The 1080-nt window shown below is 45.4% G+C and carries 2 protein-coding genes and 1 pseudogene; all 3 read right to left on the bottom strand.

All coding sequences use genetic code 11. From position 1 onward, the window contains the following. Window positions 1-52: 52 nt before the first annotated feature. Entirely contained in the window at window positions 53-511 is a 459-nt protein-coding gene (locus tag R7E42_RS25370; protein WP_005479357.1) for a YeeE/YedE family protein, read from the bottom strand. 10 nt (window positions 512-521) lie between these two features. Further along, the gene (locus R7E42_RS25365; RefSeq protein ID WP_318073287.1) at window positions 522-941 is read right to left on the bottom strand and encodes a YeeE/YedE family protein; all 420 of its coding nucleotides are present in this window, start codon (window positions 939-941) and stop codon (window positions 522-524) included. A gap of 28 nt (window positions 942-969) precedes the next feature. Beyond that, window positions 970-1080, bottom strand: a pseudogene (locus R7E42_RS25360) (transcriptional regulator); the annotation flags it as partial.

Here is a 1080-nt window from a genome sequence, read left to right as displayed (position 1 = left end):
ACTTCGCTTTAGTTTGTCGGGCATCCTTTCCCCTCCATATCAGATTGATTGTTTACGCGTTCGCGGTTTTCATCTTCTTCGCGTTACGGTGAGTAATGATCGCTTTCGCGAACAGAGATCCAACTAACATCGCAAGGAAGAACACTACAATGCTCACGTTACCTAATGCCAAACTCGCAACTGCAGGGCCAGGGCAAATACCGGCTAAACCCCAACCTAAACCAAAGATCGCCGCACCAGATAACAAACGTCCGTCGATGTTCTTATTGGTTGGTGTGCAAAACGCTTCACCGCTAACTGATTGTTTTCTCGGCTTGATGATTAAAAAATAGCTTGGCATGAATACCGCGAGTGCGCCGCCCATCACAAAAGCCAAACTTGGATCCCAACTGCCAGAAATATCTAAAAATCCAATGACTTTAGCTGGGTCGATCATGCCGGACACCGCCATGCCCATACCGAATAACACACCGCTCAAAAGAGCAGAAAAACGAAAAATAGTCTTGTTCATGGAATCTCTCTTAAACTAGGTGAAGTCGAACGAATACCGTTAGGCCAGCGACAGCGATAAATACACAGGTCGCCACAATAGAGCGCTTAGACAAACGGCCCATGCCACAAATGCCGTGTCCGCTAGTACATCCGTTACCCAGTCTGGTCCCGATTCCTACCAATAAACCAGCGGCAATCACCATCCCTAAAGAAAGGTTCGCGGTACTAGGAACCGCAACGCCCAACATCAGAACGCTAATCAAGCCACCAGCTATCATTCCAACCGCAAAAAGCAATCGCCACGAATAATCGCCTTTTTTCGGTGACATAATGCCATTCATAATTCCACTTATTCCGGCAATTTTACCGTTAACCAACAACAATATAGTGGCGGAGATCCCTAACAAAATGCCACCAAACAACGATTCCCATGGAATAACGTTTAACATTATTTACCTCTAAAATCTTAGCTACGAATTAGTTACAGAAAACGCCATGAAGCGCTTTAATTAATGACTCACCTCTCGGTTCTGACAACGAATAAAACACTTGCTGTGATGCCTTACGAGCCGTGATCAATTTGTGTTT

The sequence above is a fragment of the Vibrio sp. Vb1337 genome (assembly GCF_033338715.1).
GTDB classification, from domain to species: Bacteria; Pseudomonadota; Gammaproteobacteria; order Enterobacterales; family Vibrionaceae; genus Vibrio; species Vibrio alginolyticus.
Note: the sequence above shows the minus strand (reverse complement) of the source record. Positions and strands in the feature narration are given on the sequence as shown.